Below are 18,557 nucleotides of genomic sequence, written 5' to 3'. Positions count from 1 at the left end.
GGATGTTTGGTTTAATTCCAACATCCCCAAGGCTAACCGCTTTTTCCGCTTGATATTGTCTTCCCTTCATAAATTTCTGCTCGGAGTGTCATACTAAGCGGTGAAGACACCAAAGAAGGGAAGTATCTGCCGTTGACTGATAAACAATCCCTGCAGCCAGAACCGGGCCCTAGATTACCCCAAATGCCTCCGACTCTTCCAGGAAGAGGGCCTGAGCCAGGTCGGACTAGTCCGCAAACGGAAAGTATCATCCAGTTTGGGCAACCTTCTCCGCCCCCCACGATGCCAAGTAAGATTCAGTGTTTAAGCATCGTCGGGCAGATCGAAGGCCATCTGGTACTGCCGCCTAACAACAAAACCACGAAATACGAGCATGTCATACCTCAACTTGTGGCCATCGAGCAGAATGAGAACATAAAGGGCTTACTGGTGATTCTAAATACAGTAGGTGGAGATATAGAGGCGGGACTTGCCATTGCCGAGATGTTAGAAAGCATTTCCAAGCCCACAGTCTCATTGGTTCTGGGTGGTGGACACTCCATCGGTGCACCTATTGCTGTGGCCACTGATTACTCCTTTATAGCCGACACCGCAACCATCACTATCCATCCAATTCGCCTAACGGGACTTGTCATCGGGGTACCCCAAACCTATGAATATCTGGACAAGATGCAGGACCGGGTAATCCGGTTTATTACGGAGCACTCGAATATTGATCAGGAGAAACTCAGGGAGTTAATGTTTAGAACAGGTGACCTAGTCCAGGATGTGGGGACCGTCCTCATCGGTAGAGATGCCGTTAAGGTCGGACTAATCGATGCAGTAGGGGGTCTACGCTCAGCGATGGATAAGCTCAATGAGCTGATCGATGCTTCCTCTGTGCAGGAGCCTGCGAATACGGTGCCAGTGTAAGGAGAGTGATGTTGTTGCTGTATACGATCATGCCAGAACACGTGATTTTTCCGGAAAGTTATCAGGTGTCCGGTCACCAACTGCGCCAAATCAATCACCGGGGAGTAGATATGTTGGTTCAGGTTCATGAATCAGGACATCCCCAGATTGCAAGGCTACTTAGTACCGAGCCCTCCCATTACTTAGATCCCTTGCTACAACCAGGGACGGTGATTTCACCAAGTCCGCTGTGAGTCGCCCAGGCAATAACGCCTAGGCGTAATCTCCTAAAAGCGCGCTCATGTTTTCCCCTGCCGCGCCATAGAATTCCTATAGGGATGCAAGTCAACCGAAGGACCATCACGGGCGATGTCTCATATACTGACCTAGATCAGTAAGTTGCGGAGGTTGGGAAGATGACCTTAGCCGAGACTAAGCCCGGGACGTGCTACCGTATTATCAGTATTCCCGACGAACACATCAGGAATATGGCCCTTCGTTTCGGTATTGGGGAGGGCGCGACTATTTACTGTGAGCACAGACTTATGAAGGGTCCTGTAATTGTCTCCAGATACCAGCAGCGCATGGCGATCGGTTATGACTTGGCCCAAGGAATCGAGGTGGTGGTCCACCTCGTGGGGGTGGCGGGCCGTGCTTCCAAAGAGATTTTCCCAGGAGCGATGGATCGCGTTGGTGGGAAACCCCAATGCAGGTAAGTCTGTGGTCTTCAATAGCCTAACCGGAATGTACGTTGATGTGTCCAATTATCCCGGTACAACAGTTGACGTCCATTGGGGTCGCTTGGGTAAAGACCTACTCATCGATACCCCAGGTATTTACGGCGTTTCCATGTTCAACGACGAAGAAGAGGTAGCCCGCAGGATCATCCTCGAGGCCGATTGTATCATCAATGTAGTCGATGGGGTGAGGTTACACAAGGACCTTTTTCTAACCCTACAGTTGATCGATCTGGGTTTGCCCATGGTTGTGGCCCTAAACATGATGGATGAGCTACAAAAGTGCAGGATGCAAATTGACATAGAGAAGTTGGAGACGTTACTTGGTGTCCCTGTTATCCCTATGGTAGCAGTCCGGGGTCAGGGGCTAGACAAGCTTAAGGATGCGATTAGACATCCCCGCAGAGGCTTGGTCGATCCCTGGCTTAGATCCCAGCTTGTCCATCTCCATAGGGAACATGCGGCCATAGGCAGTCCTAGGGAAGCTTTATTGGTCTTGGAGAACGATCCTGAGCTAACGAGAAAGTACAACGTCTACCCAAAGATCAGGGAAAGGATCTATGGTGCCCGGCGTAGGCGGGCGGACTGGATTGTAGAGCAGTGTGTCCGCAAACTGCCTGACCGGAAAAAGGAGAGGAGGTGGCTCGAACGTTTACTAACCCAGCCATTGACAGGGTTTCCCTTATTCATTCTGATCATGGTTATCCTGTACTTCATTGTTGGGGTTTTAGTGGCCCAGCTTTTGGTCGGTTTTCTGGAAGAAGGGCTCTTCCAAGGGGTCTATGAGCCTTGGATCTCATCGTTAGTTAGCCGAATGCTGCCTCAGGCGTCAATATTCGCCCAGCTTTTGGTTGGCCCCTTTGGGGCTTTGACCATGGCGGTGACCTATCTTTTTGGTCTGCTCTTGCCGTTGGTCCTTGGTTTTCATCTATCAGTGGGCTTTTTAGAGGATTCTGGGTATCTACCTCGGGTGGCAGTTCTAGCCGATCGAGGTCTAAACAAGATTGGGCTTAACGGCAAGGCCGTCATCCCTTTGCTTCTTGGCTTTGGATGTGTGACTATGGCCTTAGTCAGCACCCGTATCCTTGGCTCCAAGCGGGAACAGACCATTGCCACCGCCTTACTATGTCTTGTGATTCCCTGCTCCTCCCAGATGGGGATCATCATGATTATGCTTGCTTCCTTAGGACTGCGGGCCATGCTTTTTTACTTGCTGCTAATGCTCTTGGTCTTCATCTTGGCCGGGTTATTGCTGTCGTGGTTCTTGCCCGGTCGTTCAACTCAGCTTTTCATTGACCTGCCGCCGCTGCGCTGGCCCCGGTTCTCCAATGTCCTGAAGAAGGCTCTTTCTAGATCCGTGTCCTTTCTCAAGGATGCAGGACCGCTGTTTCTTGCGGCTTCTTTACTAATTGGGGGCCTAGAGTGGATGGGACTTCTACCCTGGCTGGAACGATTATTTGCTCCCCTTACCGTAAGCTGGCTGCTCCTTCCCAAGGAAACCACCGTGCCTTTCATTATGGGGCTATTGCGGCGGGATCTGGGTGCCGCAGGACTGTACTCCCTAGATTTATCCCCTCAGCAAATGCTAGTGTCATTAACTACGATCACATTCTTTGTTCCCTGTATCGCGTCGATGCTAGTACTGTTCAAAGAACGGGGGGTCAAGCAAGGGGTATGCATCTTCATTGGTACCCTTGCTTCCGCCTTGTTACTTGGAGGGTTGGTGGCACGGCTCTTAGTCTGATTAGTTCTTCAACAGAAGCCATCCGCCAAGGGCAAGGAGAATAGTGCCAATCACTCGGTACCACGTAAAAGGAAGGCGTTCTAGTCCAAACAACCCTAAGTGATCGATTAAGGATGCAGTCAGGACCTGCCCAATAATGATTGCCGTGGTGGCTGCGGCCACACCGATTTGGGAAATGCTTCTAACAACGGCATAGACAATACCTACACCCAGAATACCACCAAGATAGAGATACCAAGGGGCCCGGGTCACCGCCAGAATACTGCCTTTGCCTAAGCCAAAGGAAAAAAGAATCAAGCTGACAAAGGCTAACCCCACAATATGTACATAGAAAGTAGCTTGCCAGATCCCGTGTACTTTCCCTAGCCCGGAGTTTAGCGAGCCCTGTAAGGCCATAGCTACACCTGAACTGGCCGCGATGATGAGTGCTAAGGTACCTGCTTTTAGATCCATGCTATCTCCCCTTTTTCTTTAATTTTATCTTGTGACTTTCCACGAAATCTATGCCCCCGCCTTCTAGGGTGACTCACCTTAGCATAAGCTTTGTAAAGATTGGTTCTGAGGGAGGGATGGGGATGATCGGTCGGACAGTGGTGTTTTTTGCTATGGGTGTAAGCCTATTGTTCCTAGGGGTCCGGGTGATGTCTACGGGCTTGAGATTACGAGCGGAAGGACCCATCCGGCGCTTGCTAGGTAAGGCCGGGGATCATCCATGGCTCGGTGTAGGGCTGGGCACTGTAGCAACAGGACTGATGCAAAGCTCTAGTGCCGTGACAGTGATGCTGGTTAGTATGACCGAGGCTGGTCTTGTTACTCTCCAGAACGCCTTTGCAATCATGCTTGGGGCTAACATTGGCACAACTATCACCGGGTATGTGATGGCTCTTCCCTTTGAGAACCTAGGGATCTGGTTTATACTAGTCGGTCTACTCCTAATGTTGGCTTACCGGAACGGTTCTATGTATACCGCAGGGATCGTATTAGCTGGTTGTGGGCTTATCCTTTGTGGGATGCAGACTATTGGCCACGGTGTGGCACCGCTAGGAGAATGGACATGCATTGAGACAATTATCCGGGTATCATCGAAAAACAGGTTGTTTGGGATTCTAACCGGTGTCTTGGTCACTTCTATCCTGCAAAGCAGCAGTGTCTTTATTGGCATTGTCATGGTTATGGCCAAGGAAGGAGTACTTGGCCTATCTAGCGCGGCCCTATTAGTCTTAGGCAGTAATATTGGCACTTGTATTACTGCCTTGATCGCCTCCATTGGCACGAAAACAGCAGGCCGGCGGACTGCCGTGGGCCATACCATCTTCAATCTGTGGAGTGTTTTGGTGTTTTTGCCCTTTCTAAGACCCTTGTTACTTCTAATAGAGACAACATCAAGCCAGCTACCGGTTCAAATAGCCAACTTCCATTTCCTGTTTAACCTGCTTACAGTCCTGGTGACTATACCCGCTTTACCGGGGCTTGTTTTAGTTACCCAACGAGTGGTGCCTAAGTGAGCTAGGAGTTAACACTGCGGGAGACTTCATACCAGGAATCATCACAACAACAAAGGGTCAGTGTGCACCCGCCCCCAATCATCCCCTTGGTGGCTAACAGGTCCTGGGCGTCTTGTAGGTGAATATTACCAGCGCTACTACTAATCCCCACGTTTCCATCGGTAAAGACTAAAGTGACCACTTGTCCTGGGATGCCGCACAGGTCTGTGATTACCACAGGAGTTGGGGCACTGACGCGGACGACCCGTTTGCCGAGAAGGTCTAGCTTTGTATCAGTCAAGGAGATTCTGGCAAAGGCAAGGGGTTCTTGGATACCTTGATTAGTGATTAAGGCTCCTGTTTTCCCCTCAGCAATGACCTCGATGCCCTCCTCTTTGCCGAGAATCCCGTTCTCTAGCTTGTTGTTCTTCGCGGGGAACCTTATACCAAAACCCCGGCAGAAGGCAACATCCCTTCGATCAAACTCCATGCCTATGGTGTGGGAGCCAAGAGCTAGTGAAGCAAGTCGGGGGCCAATCACCCAAACTGCCCGATCCTGGTTAGTACCTCCCCCAAGGCGCACGATCCTGCCCGCCACAAGATCACCATCCTGAAAGGAAAAGCCAAGATCCGGGTTACCGTACCCATAGAGGCTTGAATCTGACGGGCCTACCTTGCTATTAAACCAGAAAACTCCATTTCCGTGTTGTCCCCTATCGCCTTTTTGATCAGCATAGAAGTAGATGCCCAAATCCCGATAGTCTTGGTTTTTCTGATAGGCATCGCCAAAGAGTTTAATGACTCCCCCGGCGCCCTCTGTTACCTGATCCTGGGGCAGGATATATACCCTAGAGCCGTGATCACCGGACCACTTGGCCGGATCCGATTGGATTCCTGTATAACTAGCAAGATGCTCCGAGACAATCCGACTATTGCCCAGTTCCCTTGCCGACTGAATAGTCCAGACTCTACTGTTCGGGGGATAGTTCCCAGGGAGCCGGAAACGTCTAGGACCTAGAATGGCCAAGTCCCGTTCTTCTTTGCCGTTGACATACACAGTGATCTTGTCGGTAGTTCCGCAAGAGAGCTCTACTACCCGCTGATTCTGTCCAATGGTTTGCCCTTCGATGAGGATAGGGGTGTCCCAAATACTTTGTTCTATGGACGAACTCCCCAGCAAGAATGGTGAGGGACACTCGGTCTCTAAAGTCATCTCAATGGGTAGTTCCGTGTCTTTGTGTTTAGAGAACGGAAGACTCTGCAGAGCAAGCAGATCGCCATCCCGATCCAGCAATCCCACCTGATCGATCCTCCAATCCCCAACCCCCGAAGGAAGGACGAATCGAGCCGTAACCCGGCCCTTCTCCAGTTTGAGCTGATGTATTGTGGCCCGGTAGTGTTCTTGCATCCCATCCGGTGTTCTACTACTAACCGTCATCTGCCACAGATATATGTTTTGGCCTAGGGCCTTCGCTCGGGCCACCTTAGCTTGGCCCACTTCAGTCAAGAATCCCTTTGTTGACATGACTTATGCCGACATCGACTACTTCAAAGCCGGGACTAGTCCGAAAGTAGCGCTTGGTCGGTTCCCTCCTTCTTGAGCTTGGCTATCTATAGCCTGCTCTTACTACTCTAATAATTACATCTTACCACGGGACATTTCGTTGGAACAACTAAAACCATGCTGGCGTGTCCTATAGTTTTCCAAACTACAGCCACAGGCCAGGGAAGACCTTGGTGTACTCTCGTGCATATGATGTATAGATAATGTATTTGGTGAGGGAAAAACTGGACTAAAACAAGCTCAGGGAGTTCTTTGCTCTGGCTTGCAGGAGATTAGGCACAGGATGTCGTACATTGAATATGTGGAGCGCATCAACAATAGATAAAGGGTGTTAAGAAAGATTATGAGCAGGTCCCAAAACAGTGGACTATATTCTGAACACATATATGCCGATCTTAAAAAGCGTATTATCGCCTGTGAGATTGCCCCTGGTACCCTATTGAGCCAAGGAAGACTAGCAGAGGACTATGGGGTCAGCCGTACGCCGGTACGGGATGCCCTCCAGCGGTTAGAGCAGGACCAATTGGTTAGCAACCTACCGAAAAAGGGGGCTTTGGTCCGCACGGCAAACTTTACCGATGCCGTGGAAGTGACTAGGATTCGCCAAGTGCTAGAAGCCTATAGTGTCCGGGCCGCCACCGTTAACCTTATCGAGGAACGAAAAGCTGGATTGGCGGATCTATTGAGCAAAATGGCCAAAGCTATCGACGATTCAGAGGTAGATCAGTTCTATATATTAGAACGGAAATGGCATGAGGAATTAATCACTGTTTCAGGCAATCGCCGATTGGAGCAAGTGCTGATTACCCTCGTGGATCCTTTGTGTGAGAAGTCTTACCGGACTTACATTAACCTAGTGCCAGATAGCACTGTGGTGATGTATGAGGATCATGCCAAGATCTTCGAAACCATGCTAGAAGGTGATGCTGAAAAGGCAGGAAATCTAATGTCAAAGCATGTTGAGAGAATGGTGGATGCCATGCTGTTTATGGCTAAGCAGTTAGGTAACGTCTAATGGTTTTTTTAACAAATCTTGTATACAAGTTGAACGCAAGGAGGATACGAAAATGCGTGCTTTGGTCAAAACAAAGGCAGGTCAGGGCCTGGAGATGGTGGAAAAGCCAATACCAACTCCCGGTGTTGGCGAAGTGTTAATTCAAGTTAGGTACGCATCGATCTGTGGTACGGATCTACATATATATAAATGGGATAATTGGGCCCAGGGACGGATCAAGCCACCGTTGACCATCGGGCATGAGTTAAGTGGGCAAGTGGCCGGCTTAGGTGAGGGTGTCCGGAATGTACAGGAGGGTGACTGGGTATCCGCGGAAGGACATATTTGGTGCGGGCAGTGCTATCAATGTCATACGGGCCAGAAACATATCTGTCGCCAAGCACAGATTATCGGGGTGGATCGGGATGGATGCTTTGCGGATTATGTTGTGCTCCCGGAGCAAAACATTTGGAAACTGCACCCCGAGATGGATCCTTGCCTAGGTAGCGTATTTGATCCCTTTGGTAATGCGGTGCATGCTAGTATGTCCTGGAACCTAGGAGGCAGGAGCGTTCTGGTGGCAGGATGCGGACCCATTGGGGTAATGTGCGTAATGCTTGCTAAATGGTTTGGTTCTTATCCGATTATCGCGGTGGAGACTAATGAGTATCGTCGAGGGCTAGCCAAAAAGGCTGGCGCTACTCATGTATTCAACCCCCAGGATGTGGACGTGGCAAAAAAGGCCTTAGAGGCTACTGCAGGGCAGGGGGTTGACATTTTCCTGGAAATGTCCGGGAGTGAATCGGCGATTCGGTCTGGTATTTCGGCGGTTAGGCCTGGTGGGGGAATATCCCTGTTGGGTATTCCCGGCAAAGAAGTGAGTCTTGATTTAGCGGAGGTTATCTTCAAGCAGCTAACAGTCCTGGGGATTAACGGCCGGCGCGTTTTTGATAACTGGTATATGATGGAAAAACTAGTGTTATCTGGATTTGATTTACAGTCTTTGGTTACCCATCGGTTACCCTTCTCTGAATGGGAGAGGGGCATGCAGCTTATGGCTGAAGGAACATGTGGTAAAGTTACCTTAGAAATTAGTTAAGGGGGAGGACTATGAGCCTATCATTTTTGCAGGAGCACCTTACGGCTCTGCAGGACAGTAAACTGTACAACCGGATTAAGGTCATCGAGGGGGCCCAAGGAGCGTGGGTGGAGATTGATGGCCGGAGGATGCTTAATCTTTGTTCCAATAATTACTTAGGATTAGCCAATCATCCGGCACTTAGGGAAGCGGCACAAAGAGCCATTGAGGAATTCGGTGTTGGACCTGGGGCAGTGCGTTCCATTGCGGGTACCAACTCACTACATCAGCGACTAGAGGAGCAGTTAGCCCATTTTAAGAAGACCGAAGCAGTCTTATCCTTTCAGTCGGGATTCAATGCAAACCTAGCTGTTATTCCTGCGTTGGTGGGAAAGGAAGATGTGATTATAAGTGATGCTTTAAATCATGCTAGCATCATCGATGGATGCCGATTGAGCCGGGCTACAGTTTATGTGTATCCCCATCGTGATATGGCTGCCCTTGAAAAACTATTGGGGGAGAACCAGGGACGTAAGGTTCTGGTCATTACCGACGGAGTGTTTAGTATGGATGGGGATATTGCACCCCTACCAGAAATTGCCCGGTTGGCTAAGCAATACGGCGCCATAACCATGGTGGATGATGCCCATGGTGAGGGGGTCTTAGGTAGCCATGGCCGGGGGATAGTCGATCATTTCGGGTTGCACGGGCAAATTGATGTAGAGGTGGGCACCCTGTCTAAGGCCTTTGGTGTCGTTGGCGGTTTTGTGGCTGGAAGTAAGTTGCTTATTGATTATCTTAAACAGAGGGCCCGGCCATTTCTGTTCTCCTCAGCCTTGACCAGTGCTGATGTGGCTGCCTGCCAAAAGGCTGTGGAAATCCTTGACGCAAGCGATGAGTTGGTAAGCAGACTATGGGATAACGCCCGTTACTTCCAGCAGCAGATTCAAGAAGCAGGATTTACCCTTGGACAGACGGAAACACCGATTACGCCAGTGATGCTTGGAGAATCGGCTCTAGCCCAGGCCTTAAGCGAACAACTTTTCGCCCAGGAGGCAGTCTTTGCCCAAGCCATTGTCTATCCGACGGTTCCCCAGGGTAAGGCCCGGATTCGGGTGATGGTATCGGCTGCTCATTCCCAAGAGGATCTCGACTATGGAATTGCAGCCTTTAAACGGGCAGGTACCCAATTGGGTTTAATCTAAAGACAATAAGGGGATGAGTTAGAACAAGAGTAATGACCGAGTCTTTCTAAACCGATGCTAAGGCTCCCGCACAATTATAGAAGTTGAGTCAGTGACGGACGAAAGGTCCGGGGTAGGAGGGTGGGGTATATGGGGGTTTCTGCGCCTGTTTCCAATAGGCGAATTACTTGGCTTGCGTTTTTGATGGATTTTGGAATTGGTATTGTAATGCTTGCGTTACCTCTTTTGGTTATGTATCGGGGTGGAAGTGCCTTCCAGATGGGCATGATTGGACTACTACATCGACTACCCTGTGTCTTGGGGTGCGCCGTTTTTGGACCCTTCTCCGACCGGATCGGTCGGAGAAGATCCATCCTCATTTCGTGTATCTGTTTGATCGTTCTTTACTTACTTATGGGTTTTTGTACTTCCCTGGTGCTCACTTTCTTCTTGGTTGGCGGCATTGGGTTTGCCAACGCCTTATTTTGGCCCGCGGTGCAAGCTTGGATGGGTGATCTGTATCAAGGGGATACTAATCAGATCATTGTTACCGTTGGTCGCTACAATCTCAAATGGAGTGTGGGTCAACTTCTAGGCAATTTACTAGCCGGTTCTCTTCTTCGGGTGGGACTGGGTATTCCCTTTGTGGTATCTGGGATTTTTGCCGTGATGATTGCCCTTTTGGCCAAAAATCTACCCGAGGTACAAGTAGCCGAGTTGGCCCAGGAAGAAGAGGATCTAAGGAAGGACAAAGATCAAAGGATCTTGCATTATGTAGGTTACGCGCAATTGGCCAATTTTTGTGCATGGCTAGCTTTGGGAATGATCGTTAGCATCTTTCCACGGATTGCAGCACAAAGACTTCTGCTTACTTCTGTGGGCACAAGTCTTATGATTGGCTGCATAGGAGTTGCCCGGACCGCATGTTTTGTATTCCTATCCAAACACCACTTCTGGCACTATGAGACATTGCCGCTAATTAAAGCTACACTTTTGGGAGCAATCGTGTTTTTGCTTGCGTTCCTCCTTCCCGTCTCGCTCCCAATAAGCATTCTAGCGTTAACTAGCTTAGGAATGATCATTGCCCTCACATATACAAACTGTGTAGTATATAACATTTCCCTGAGCCAAGACAGAGGCAAGGCAACGGGCTTCAATGAGGTAATTCAGCTGGGTGGATATTGTGTTGGCGCGCTTCTGGCGGGAATTGGCGGTTCTAGTACCGTAGTTGGCCTGCCGTACCTGATCATTTCTATTGTATTTGCCTGTGGTACCCTTGGCCTGATTAGATCCCTGAGGGTCGATGAAAGAGACTATGAAGCAGACGAACCCATGGACCAGGCGAGGCATACTTTCTCCTAGCAAAAACTGGGCGTAAAGCTTCAATCTATGCTATAATCATGCTAACGATAGCCGAAGGGGGAACGCCGCGTTTTTGCGGATATGCTATGACCATCTTTAAAGCAGTAATTATGGGAATTGTTCAAGGTCTAACAGAGTTTTTGCCAGTCAGTTCGTCAGGTCATCTGGTGTTGGCAGGACATTTCTTGGGCGTGGAAGGGCCTGGTCTGTTTCTAGAGGTAATGTTACACTTTGGCACCTTGATCGCTGTGGTTGTCGTTTTTTGGCAGGATATTGCGGCCATGATCCGATCAGTGGTACTTTTTATAGGCCGGCGGCGACTCAACTCCCATGATCAGATGTATCTGAACTTGGTTTGGCTGTTGATCCTGGGCTCAGTGCCAGCCGCGGTATTGGGACTTGTTTTTAAATCAAAGTTGGAGCTTCTGTTTGGTTCTACTAAGACTGTGGGATTGATGCTTGGTATCACGGGGGTTATTCTTGCCATTAGCGGCAGGCTTGGTAGTAAGGGTAAACAGTTAGGGCAAGTAACTGCACTGGATGCTTTGGTTATTGGTACCGGTCAAGCCTGCGCATTAGTACCGGGCCTTTCGCGGTCAGGAACCACCATTGGGGCTTCCCTGTTTCGCGGGTTGGATCGACCCACCGCGGCTAGATTCTCCTTTCTTCTAGCTATTCCCGCAGTACTTGGAGCCACGGTGCTGGAGTTGTTTTCTGTCTCGATTACCAGTGAGGCCATAGTGCCAGTGATAGTGGGAACCATTAGTGCAGCAGTTTTTGGGTTTATTGCTATTAAGATACTGATGGAAGTGCTAAACCGGGGTCGGCTAATTTACTTCTCCTTGTATCTATGGCTCTTAAGTGCTTTAGTCCTCCTCGGGATCAAATAAGGAAAAACGTTATGGAGATTTTGCTTATCTTCGTTGGTTCATTCATTGTGGGTCTGTCCGGGGCCATTGTGCCCGGCCCACTTTTTACCGTTACCATAAGTGAGACCACTCAGCGGGGTATTTGGGCAGCCCCCTTGCTGATCTGCGGTCACGCCCTTTGTGAAGTGGCGATGATTTTCGGATTGGTGCTGGGAATTGGACCGTTATTACAGAGTGGATCAATGTTTCGGATCATCAGCGTGATCGGTGGGGGTATCCTTTTGTGGATGAGCTATGGTCTTTTTAGCTCGTCTTTTGAACTGGAACTAAAGGGGAGTGTACATTCCAGGCGCACTAATCCGGTGTGGCTGGGGGCCTTACTGAGTATCACAAACCCCCATTGGATCGTGTGGTGGGCTACCCTTGGCGTTAAAGGTATTATGGAGGCCTTGACCGTTGGCGGCATATTGGCGGTGGTGGCCTTTGGATTAGGTCATATCCTTTCGGATTACTTGTGGTATGGGTTTGTCGGTGTGGCCTTAAGTCTTGGCAAAGACCGCCTCACTCCGGGACTGCTGCGGGGTATCCAACTATTCTGTGGTTTTGCCCTAGTTGTTCTTGGTGGCTATTTTATCATTGAAGGCCTTTTCATTTAGTGGGTGGTACTATGGCAGAGAAAATTACATATCTTAGAGAAAAAAGGGGCAAAGCACCGAAAATGCCCCGTCTGCGCCTGATTCTTTTGGGGGTCTTAGTGATCATTCTAATTAAGGCTCTCTCTACGCTAATTGGCGGAGGAATTGGCACGAAAACCGCTGAGGTGCTATCTGGAAGTCTGTCGTTTAAGATTGCCGCAAACACCTATGCCATACGCCAGGAAACCACCTACTACGCGCCCAGAGGGGGCTTATTGACTGCACTTGTGCAAGAAGGGCAGCGGGTGGCCGCTAACGGGATCGTTTGTGAGCTAAAGGGTGAGCAGGAGGAAGGCCTGGCGCAGACACTGAATAAGACCCGCCAAGAGATCAACCGGATCGAGACAGAATATAATCAACTGATCAACCAAAAACAGAATGAGCTTTTAGGTCTTAAGGATCCCAGTCAAGGGGAAGCATTGCGTTCTGAAATCGAGAGTCTGCGTGGGGCTAGGGATAGGGAACTACAGGGGCTTACTGTTAAGCTACAGGGGATCTTCGATGAACTATCCGCGAGTATTAGTCTGGTCCGGGTAGATGGGGCTGGTTTGGTCAGCTTTAACATTATCTTAGGGGAGCCCCTAGATCTTTTAGGTCTTAACGACATGGGCCAGTTAAATCCAAAAACCTTAGAAGGGGTGCGCTGGTCTAGCACTGAAGATAAGCAAGTCAAGCGGGGCGAGCCCATCTTTCGTGTTGTAGATAATTTCAGTTTTTACCTATTTATCCCGGTGGAGGATCTAAGCGCCTTACCGCTAGGCAAACAGGTGACGGTAAACTGGCCGCACCTTGGAACCAGTGTGGAAGCTGTGGTCTGTAAGGTTGTAGAGAGTGCGACAACTGCTGGAGTGATGCTAGAGACTAAACGGTTCTTACCTGAATTTGTGACCATGATCTGGGAGCCGGCAGAAATTGTAATCGAGGTCTATACCGGTTCAATTGTGCCCCAAAAAGCCTTGGTGAGAGCGGGTGAGCAGGTGGGTGTTTACGTAAGCACAGAGACCGGCCCGGTATTCAGGCCCGTGGATTTATTGTATAATGATGGAAGGCAGGCGGTCATAAGCGGTGTGGCCCCTGGAAATCATGTGCAGTTGAAATAAGTTAGGTAGGGGTTTAGACGTTGGATTTCATCGCAAGGAATATTGAACAGATTCGTAGGAATATTGCTGAAGCAGCTGCCGTTAGCGGTAGGTCTTACCAGGATGTCACCTTGGTGGCAGTGACTAAATCAGTGGAGGCTGCTGCGATCAATCAAGCCATCGCCCAGGGAGTCACTGATATCGGTGAAAACCGGGTACAAGAGGCGCGCCGTAAGTTTCCCCAAGTCGAACCTGTCCGTCGACACATGATTGGACACCTGCAAACAAACAAAGCGGATTTGGCCCTGGATTTATTCGAGCTGATCCATTCGGTAGATAGTCTTCGCCTTGGGAGGGTACTATCCAGGAGTGCTGTAAAAAAGGATAAGGTGGTCGAGGTCTTGGTCCAGGTGAATATTAGCGGTGAAAAGACTAAGTATGGGGTAAAACCCGAAGAAGCTCTTGCTCTGGTAAGTTCCCTAAGTGACCTTGACCACATTAAAGTGGCTGGTCTGATGACCATCTGTCCCTATGTAGATGATCCAGAACAGGTCCGTCCTTTCTTTCGCCAGATGCGCTTGCTCAAGGAGAAAATTGAATCCCAAGGGTTTCCTATGGAGTATTTGTCTATGGGGATGAGTGGGGATTATGCGGTAGCGGTGGAAGAGGGCTCGAACATGGTGCGCATTGGGACCGCGGTTTTCCAAAAGAGGTGTGAAAATGGGGCATAGTTTTATGGATAAGGTGTTAAGCTTTCTAGGATTACAGGATGATCAATCTGCCGAAAAAGACGCCGTTCAAGATAAAAAGGAGAATTCCAAGGTGAAGCGAGGTCAATTGGTGGAGATATCTAAGGTAAAAGAATGGAAGATCATAATTATGGAGCCCCAAACCTTTGATGAAGTCCAGGCGATCGCTGATCATCTAAAGAATGGTTATCCGGTGATCATCCGCCTTGGAGCTGCGGGAAAACAGTTGGCCAAACGCATCGTAGATTTTCTCGGAGGAACGACCTATGCCTTGGATGGTGATTTCAAAAGGCTAGGGGAGGCTATTTTTCTGTGCGTTCCCCGTTCGGTCACGGTAGAGACAGAATTACATCTTGATGCCGAAGTAAGTCCCGAATTTTGGGAACCCATGTTGTGAGGAGGACAAGGACAATGTTAGAGGGTGAACGCTTGGTGGTGTTCGGAGCAGGAAATATGGGAAAGGCCCTGCTTAGTGGTGTTCTATCCGCAAAGCTGTTTCCTGAGGAACAGATCCTAGTTGTCGAGAAGCTGGAAGCAAAGCGGGCCGAAGTGGCACAACTGGGTATCCAGACTACCACTGATTTAGCCTTTGCCTGTTCCTTTGGGACGATCTTGGTCCTGGCGGTAAAACCAAAGGATATACCGGATCTTTTAGGGGAGCTGGCACCGTTGGTCAAGGAGGAGCAGCTGGTCATATCCATTGCTGCAGGAATCAGCATACAGATGCTAAAGAGTTGTCTACCAGCGGCCCTTGTGCGGGTAATGCCCAATACACCGGCTCTGATTGGACAGGGCATCAGTGCTATTGCCCCCGAACAATCGGTGACAAAAGAGGAACAACGGAAGGTGGCCAAGCTCCTTGGGGCTTTAGGCGAATGTGTCTTTGTTTCGGAAGACTTAATTGATGCGGTGACCGGACTTAGTGGTAGTGGGCCGGCCTATGTCTTTTTACTGATCGAGGCTTTGATTGAGGGTGGAGTTGCCGCAGGACTATCGCGCGATGTGGCCCGCAGACTTACATTACAGACCGTGATTGGTTCCGCCCGCCTTCTAGAGGAAACCGGGCAGCATCCTGGGGTGTTAAAGGATCAAGTTACTTCACCAGCTGGAACAACCGCGGCGGGCCTGCGGATACTTGAAGAACGGGGTTTTCGGTCTGCTCTTATCGAGGCTGTCTTAAGCGCCACCGCCCGCTCCAAAGAACTGGCCAGGGGAGATGGATAAAGGATGAAGACAATTGTCTACTGGACAGCAAGGTTAGTGCGCGTTTATCAAATACTGATTTTCATCAGGGTGCTTATCTCCTGGATACCTGTTGATAGAAACAACCGATTAATTGATGCTTTGTTTCAGCTTACTGAGCCGGTTCTTGCCCCTATTCGACGGATCATGCCAAGAACCGGTATGATTGACTTTTCCCCAGTGATTGCGTTGCTTATCCTTTCTTTTATTGAAAGGACTTTGTGGTATTCTTTGATGTAGGAGGGAGTTCATGCCACAGGATTTGGAGGCAAGAATTCGAGATCTTGCAGAACAGGCGTACAACAATAATAAGGCCATGGCTACGGGGTTTTTGGATCCGGCAGCCCAGGATGAGGCCGAGGCCGTAGCAAGAAGTATCCGAGGTATTGTGTACCGGTTTTTTGGAGGCTACCCGGGTGCGGAAAGGCAACGTTTAGTAGTCTATCCCGACTATCTTTCCGCGGATAGCTTCGATGAGCCCATCGGGGCAGTTGAGATTACCGGGAAGTGGGACGGGACGTTGACTCATCGGGATTTTTTAGGTTCGCTCACTGCCCTGGGCTTGAAAATTGATCGTTTGGGTGATTTGTTGCCCGGTCATAATAAGTGTCATGTATTGGTGGTGCCAGAAGTTGCGGACTTTATTACTCTTAACCTCACCCGGGTGGGTAGTTTCCCCGTTGAGGTGGTGCGGATTGATCCGGATATGCTGGATGTTGGTACCCAAAAGCTAAAAGAGATTAGAGGTACTGTGGCCTCCCTAAGACTTGATGCGGTGGCCAGCACCGGGTTTGGTGTGTCCCGCAGCAAGATGGCCAAAGAGATCAAGTCGGAAAGAGTCAAGGTGAACTGGCAGGTGGAAGATGATCCGGCCCAATCGATTAAGGAGAAAGATGTGATCTCCTACCGCGGTAAAGGTAGGGTTGTAGTAGAGGAGATTGGCGGAACCAGTCGCAAAGGACGGGTGCATCTGCGACTGATGCGAACGAGGTCATAACAGGTGTGTGGGAGGAGGTGAGTGGATGCTGACTCCAAAGGATATTCATGAGGCCAAATTCAAGCGAGTATTTCGGGGCTACGATGTTGAGATGGTTGATCAGTTTCTTGAACGAGTGGTTCTTGAATATAGTCAGGTTTATGAAGAGAACCAGAGATTGCGCACAAAGATATCGGAGCTTGAGCAACAGCTTGCCTCCTATAGTAGGCTTCAGGACTCTATTCAAGACATTCTTACCACTGCGAAGCTGAATGCCAAGGCCCTGCAGGAGTCTACCGAAAAGCAGGCGCGAAGCGTTCTGGAAAGTGCGCAGCTTGAGGCGGCGCAGATTCAGCGGGAGGCGGAGGCAAAGCTGGCGGAGCAGAAACTGGCACTAAAGCAGTTGATTGAAAAAGAACAGGTTTTTCGGTCCCAAATGGAGACCTATCTGTATAGCTTTTTAGAGCTTTTGCGTGGCGCCGAGGCACTGGCTGATTTTGACTCAAAGAAGCAGGCAGCAGCGGCAGCCGATGAGTGAACATTGCTTAGGGCTAGGGAAGCTGTTGCTTCCCTAGCTACTTCTATGCGATAGGAATGCAGATGACCTGGCCAGGTACAATCTGGGCCGGGTCTGTGATCTGGGGGTTAACGGTCAGGATTTCACTTACCGTAGTACCATAGTTGAAGGCAATTAGGTTTAGGTTATCACCCAATTGCACTGGATAGGGGTAACTATTAATCCCACAGCCTCCAGGGGGTAGGGGTGGCTGTTGAGGCATGCAGATAATCTGACCAGCGAAGATAAGGTTTGGATTCGTAATTTGCGGATTAATGGCTAAGATGTCCCCTACGGTGGTACCGTATCGCTGGGCGATGACAAACAGAGTGTCTCCTGCCCTAACGGCAAGGGAGAAGCTGTCACTAGGACAAGGGGGTGGAGCCGGTGGGGTAGCGGGCACGCAGATCACTTGTCCTGGGAAAATTAGGTCTGGATCGGTAATCTGGGGGTTAATGTTTAGAATCTGTGCTACCGTTGTTCCGTAGGTGATGGCGATACCAAAGAGGGTATCTCCCCGTTTGACAAGGTAAGCAAAGGTATTAGGTCCACATACCGGTGGTGGGGGAGGGGGAACGGTGATTCTTGCTGGTACGCAGATCACTTGGCCGGGGAAGATAATATTCGGATTTACAATCTGCGGATTGATAGCGAGAATTGCGGACACCGTGGTGCCGTAGCGTTGGGCGATGAAGAACAGGGTATCACCCTGGATGACCGCATAGGAAAAAGCGTTAGCCGGGCACATCACCGGCGCCGGAGGTGTTGCCGGTACGCAAATGACTTGGCCTTGTATAATGAAATTGGGATTGGTAATCTGGGGATTAAGGGCAACAATGGCTGCCACGGTGGTCCCATACCTTTGGGCGATGAAGAAAAGGGTGTCACCTAGTTGGATCGTGTACTGGAAACTGCCCGTTGGGCACGGTGCCGGTGGAAATGGGGGACGGGTTGGCACACAGATAAGCTCGCCGGGGAAGATTAAGTCCGGGTTTGTGATCTGCGGGTTAATGGCAAGAATCGCCGAGACGGTAGTCCCGTAGCGCTGGGCGATAAAAAATAGTGTATCTCCTCTCATTACCGGATAACTAAAAGAACCAGAAGGACATGGCATATGATCACTTCCTTTTAGAAAATGTCCTTGACTGTGCAGTATATTGTATTGAACGACAATCCCCGGGGTTCTAGGAAAACAATACTAGATTAGGTAGAACTTACTCTCAGATAGCCCGAGCTATTTGCGATGTTTGGAAGTAGGCATTGTAACGGGATTTGCTCTTGGGGCAAAAATGTGTTTACCCCAAGACGATCCCATGAATACGGCATTTTCGCATAGCAGAAAAATATGATCAG

General features: G+C 49.7%; 21 protein-coding genes. 18 read left to right on the top strand and 3 right to left on the bottom strand.

Annotation, left to right across the window (positions count from 1 at the left end; translation table 11 throughout):
- Nucleotides 1-183 precede the first annotated feature (183 nt).
- From M0Q40_06740 to feoB, 4 genes are all read left to right on the top strand, one after another.
- Complete coding sequence (locus M0Q40_06740) at nt 184-912, top strand: ATP-dependent Clp protease proteolytic subunit (protein MCK9222306.1); 729 nt, start codon at nt 184-186, stop codon at nt 910-912.
- 14 nt (nt 913-926) lie between these two features.
- Nucleotides 927-1,145, top strand: a complete 219-nt coding sequence (locus M0Q40_06735) for a YlzJ-like family protein (protein ID MCK9222305.1) — start codon at nt 927-929, stop codon at nt 1,143-1,145.
- Between the two features lie 162 nt (nt 1,146-1,307).
- Nucleotides 1,308-1,607, top strand: coding sequence for a ferrous iron transport protein A (locus M0Q40_06730; GenBank protein MCK9222304.1), 300 nt, complete (start codon nt 1,308-1,310; stop codon nt 1,605-1,607).
- The gene (gene feoB / locus M0Q40_06725; protein ID MCK9222303.1) at nt 1,543-3,372 is read left to right on the top strand and encodes a ferrous iron transport protein B; all 1,830 of its coding nucleotides are present in this window, start codon (nt 1,543-1,545) and stop codon (nt 3,370-3,372) included. Before M0Q40_06730 ends, feoB begins: the two co-directional genes overlap by 65 nt.
- On the opposite strand, the gene M0Q40_06720 is transcribed toward feoB, so the two are convergent.
- Nucleotides 3,373-3,825 carry a DMT family transporter gene (locus M0Q40_06720; GenBank protein MCK9222302.1) on the bottom strand — a complete coding sequence of 151 codons (453 nt, stop codon included), beginning with the start codon at nt 3,823-3,825 and terminating at the stop codon, nt 3,373-3,375.
- 122 nt (nt 3,826-3,947) lie between these two features.
- Here M0Q40_06720 and M0Q40_06715 point away from each other — a divergent pair, with 122 nt between their 5' ends.
- Complete coding sequence (locus tag M0Q40_06715; protein ID MCK9222301.1) at nt 3,948-4,877, top strand: Na/Pi symporter; 930 nt, start codon at nt 3,948-3,950, stop codon at nt 4,875-4,877.
- 1 nt (nt 4,878) lies between these two features.
- Here the strand turns inward: M0Q40_06715 and M0Q40_06710 are convergent, their stop codons facing one another.
- Nucleotides 4,879-6,381 carry a phage tail protein gene (locus M0Q40_06710; GenBank protein ID MCK9222300.1) on the bottom strand — a complete coding sequence of 501 codons (1,503 nt, stop codon included), beginning with the start codon at nt 6,379-6,381 and terminating at the stop codon, nt 4,879-4,881.
- A 382-nt stretch (nt 6,382-6,763) separates the two neighbouring features.
- Here M0Q40_06710 and M0Q40_06705 point away from each other — a divergent pair, with 382 nt between their 5' ends.
- The 13 genes from M0Q40_06705 (at nt 6,764) to M0Q40_06645 (ending at nt 17,186) form a co-directional block, all read left to right on the top strand.
- Nucleotides 6,764-7,435, top strand: coding sequence for a GntR family transcriptional regulator (locus tag M0Q40_06705; GenBank protein MCK9222299.1), 672 nt, complete (start codon nt 6,764-6,766; stop codon nt 7,433-7,435).
- A gap of 52 nt (nt 7,436-7,487) precedes the next feature.
- Nucleotides 7,488-8,513 carry an L-threonine 3-dehydrogenase gene (tdh, locus tag M0Q40_06700; GenBank protein MCK9222298.1) on the top strand — a complete coding sequence of 342 codons (1,026 nt, stop codon included), beginning with the start codon at nt 7,488-7,490 and terminating at the stop codon, nt 8,511-8,513.
- Between the two features lie 11 nt (nt 8,514-8,524).
- Nucleotides 8,525-9,697 (top strand): glycine C-acetyltransferase, encoded by a 1,173-nt coding sequence (locus tag M0Q40_06695; GenBank protein ID MCK9222297.1) that lies wholly within the window; start codon nt 8,525-8,527, stop codon nt 9,695-9,697.
- A gap of 129 nt (nt 9,698-9,826) precedes the next feature.
- On the top strand, nt 9,827-11,038 hold the full coding sequence (locus M0Q40_06690; GenBank protein ID MCK9222296.1) for an MFS transporter: 1,212 nt from the start codon (nt 9,827-9,829) through the stop codon (nt 11,036-11,038).
- 86 nt (nt 11,039-11,124) lie between these two features.
- A complete protein-coding gene (locus M0Q40_06685) occupies nt 11,125-11,928 on the top strand; it encodes an undecaprenyl-diphosphate phosphatase (GenBank protein MCK9222295.1) in 804 nt (267 codons plus the stop codon).
- 11 nt (nt 11,929-11,939) lie between these two features.
- Nucleotides 11,940-12,563, top strand: coding sequence for a LysE family translocator (locus tag M0Q40_06680; protein MCK9222294.1), 624 nt, complete (start codon nt 11,940-11,942; stop codon nt 12,561-12,563).
- 11 nt (nt 12,564-12,574) lie between these two features.
- Nucleotides 12,575-13,702, top strand: coding sequence for a hypothetical protein (locus tag M0Q40_06675; GenBank protein MCK9222293.1), 1,128 nt, complete (start codon nt 12,575-12,577; stop codon nt 13,700-13,702).
- Nucleotides 13,703-13,722: 20 nt separating this feature from the next.
- Complete coding sequence (locus tag M0Q40_06670; GenBank protein ID MCK9222292.1) at nt 13,723-14,412, top strand: YggS family pyridoxal phosphate-dependent enzyme; 690 nt, start codon at nt 13,723-13,725, stop codon at nt 14,410-14,412.
- 4 nt (nt 14,413-14,416) lie between these two features.
- Entirely contained in the window at nt 14,417-14,827 is a 411-nt protein-coding gene (locus tag M0Q40_06665; protein ID MCK9222291.1) for a cell division protein SepF, read from the top strand.
- A 14-nt stretch (nt 14,828-14,841) separates the two neighbouring features.
- Nucleotides 14,842-15,654: a pyrroline-5-carboxylate reductase gene (gene proC / locus M0Q40_06660; GenBank protein ID MCK9222290.1), complete on the top strand. Its 813-nt coding sequence runs from the start codon at nt 14,842-14,844 to the stop codon at nt 15,652-15,654.
- 3 nt (nt 15,655-15,657) lie between these two features.
- Nucleotides 15,658-15,912 carry a YggT family protein gene (locus tag M0Q40_06655; GenBank protein ID MCK9222289.1) on the top strand — a complete coding sequence of 85 codons (255 nt, stop codon included), beginning with the start codon at nt 15,658-15,660 and terminating at the stop codon, nt 15,910-15,912.
- A gap of 10 nt (nt 15,913-15,922) precedes the next feature.
- Complete coding sequence (locus tag M0Q40_06650; GenBank protein MCK9222288.1) at nt 15,923-16,669, top strand: YlmH/Sll1252 family protein; 747 nt, start codon at nt 15,923-15,925, stop codon at nt 16,667-16,669.
- 25 nt (nt 16,670-16,694) lie between these two features.
- Complete coding sequence (locus tag M0Q40_06645) at nt 16,695-17,186, top strand: DivIVA domain-containing protein (protein MCK9222287.1); 492 nt, start codon at nt 16,695-16,697, stop codon at nt 17,184-17,186.
- A 43-nt stretch (nt 17,187-17,229) separates the two neighbouring features.
- On the opposite strand, the gene M0Q40_06640 is transcribed toward M0Q40_06645, so the two are convergent.
- On the bottom strand, nt 17,230-18,318 hold the full coding sequence (locus tag M0Q40_06640) for a LysM peptidoglycan-binding domain-containing protein (protein ID MCK9222286.1): 1,089 nt from the start codon (nt 18,316-18,318) through the stop codon (nt 17,230-17,232).
- Between the last annotated feature and the right edge of the window lie 239 nt (nt 18,319-18,557).

The organism is Limnochordia bacterium (assembly GCA_023230925.1).
Lineage (GTDB): Bacteria > Bacillota > Limnochordia > DUMW01 > DUMW01 > JALNWK01.
The sequence above is the reverse complement of the archived record's forward strand: the minus strand, read 5'-3'. Positions and strand labels throughout refer to the sequence as shown.

Excerpts from the sequence above, each read along its gene's own strand:
- M0Q40_06740 (MCK9222306.1), top strand. The coding sequence starts at position 184 with ATGCCTCCGACTCTTCCAGGAAGAGGGCCTGAGCCAGGTCGGACTAGT.
- M0Q40_06730 (MCK9222304.1), top strand. The coding sequence starts at position 1,308 with ATGACCTTAGCCGAGACTAAGCCCGGGACGTGCTACCGTATTATCAGT.
- M0Q40_06720 (MCK9222302.1), bottom strand. The coding sequence starts at position 3,825 with ATGGATCTAAAAGCAGGTACCTTAGCACTCATCATCGCGGCCAGTTCA.
- M0Q40_06715 (MCK9222301.1), top strand. The coding sequence starts at position 3,948 with ATGATCGGTCGGACAGTGGTGTTTTTTGCTATGGGTGTAAGCCTATTG.
- M0Q40_06710 (MCK9222300.1), bottom strand. The coding sequence starts at position 6,381 with ATGTCAACAAAGGGATTCTTGACTGAAGTGGGCCAAGCTAAGGTGGCC.
- M0Q40_06705 (MCK9222299.1), top strand. The coding sequence starts at position 6,764 with ATGAGCAGGTCCCAAAACAGTGGACTATATTCTGAACACATATATGCC.
- tdh (MCK9222298.1), top strand. The coding sequence starts at position 7,488 with ATGCGTGCTTTGGTCAAAACAAAGGCAGGTCAGGGCCTGGAGATGGTG.
- M0Q40_06695 (MCK9222297.1), top strand. The coding sequence starts at position 8,525 with ATGAGCCTATCATTTTTGCAGGAGCACCTTACGGCTCTGCAGGACAGT.
- M0Q40_06690 (MCK9222296.1), top strand. The coding sequence starts at position 9,827 with ATGGGGGTTTCTGCGCCTGTTTCCAATAGGCGAATTACTTGGCTTGCG.
- M0Q40_06685 (MCK9222295.1), top strand. The coding sequence starts at position 11,125 with ATGACCATCTTTAAAGCAGTAATTATGGGAATTGTTCAAGGTCTAACA.
- M0Q40_06680 (MCK9222294.1), top strand. The coding sequence starts at position 11,940 with ATGGAGATTTTGCTTATCTTCGTTGGTTCATTCATTGTGGGTCTGTCC.
- M0Q40_06675 (MCK9222293.1), top strand. The coding sequence starts at position 12,575 with ATGGCAGAGAAAATTACATATCTTAGAGAAAAAAGGGGCAAAGCACCG.
- M0Q40_06665 (MCK9222291.1), top strand. The coding sequence starts at position 14,417 with ATGGATAAGGTGTTAAGCTTTCTAGGATTACAGGATGATCAATCTGCC.
- proC (MCK9222290.1), top strand. The coding sequence starts at position 14,842 with ATGTTAGAGGGTGAACGCTTGGTGGTGTTCGGAGCAGGAAATATGGGA.
- M0Q40_06655 (MCK9222289.1), top strand. The coding sequence starts at position 15,658 with ATGAAGACAATTGTCTACTGGACAGCAAGGTTAGTGCGCGTTTATCAA.
- M0Q40_06650 (MCK9222288.1), top strand. The coding sequence starts at position 15,923 with ATGCCACAGGATTTGGAGGCAAGAATTCGAGATCTTGCAGAACAGGCG.
- M0Q40_06645 (MCK9222287.1), top strand. The coding sequence starts at position 16,695 with ATGCTGACTCCAAAGGATATTCATGAGGCCAAATTCAAGCGAGTATTT.
- M0Q40_06640 (MCK9222286.1), bottom strand. The coding sequence starts at position 18,318 with ATGCCATGTCCTTCTGGTTCTTTTAGTTATCCGGTAATGAGAGGAGAT.